The 231-nt window shown below is 53.7% G+C and carries 1 protein-coding gene; it reads right to left on the reverse strand.

Annotation, left to right across the window (positions count from 1 at the left end):
* The coding region (locus QN395_RS21560; RefSeq protein WP_323493072.1) for a DDE-type integrase/transposase/recombinase at positions 1-230 on the reverse strand (230 nt) is incomplete at its 3' end.
* Between the last annotated feature and the right edge of the window lies 1 nt (position 231).

Below are 231 nucleotides of genomic sequence, written 5' to 3' on the forward strand. Positions count from 1 at the left end.
CGACTCTGCATCAGAATATCGAGCACATGTCCGTTCTGATCGACCGCACGCCATAGGTAATGGTGCTTGCCCTTGATCGTTAGCACCACCTCGTCGAGATGCCATTTGTCTTCGCGTTGCGGTTGACGCCGGCGAAGCTCATTGGCATAGCCTGGGCCAAACTTCAACGTCCATTGGCGGATCGTCTCATACGTGACTATGATGCCACGGCTGGCCATTAGTTCTTCTATG

The organism is Undibacterium sp. RTI2.2 (assembly GCF_035018705.1).
Lineage (GTDB): Bacteria > Pseudomonadota > Gammaproteobacteria > Burkholderiales > Burkholderiaceae_D > Undibacterium.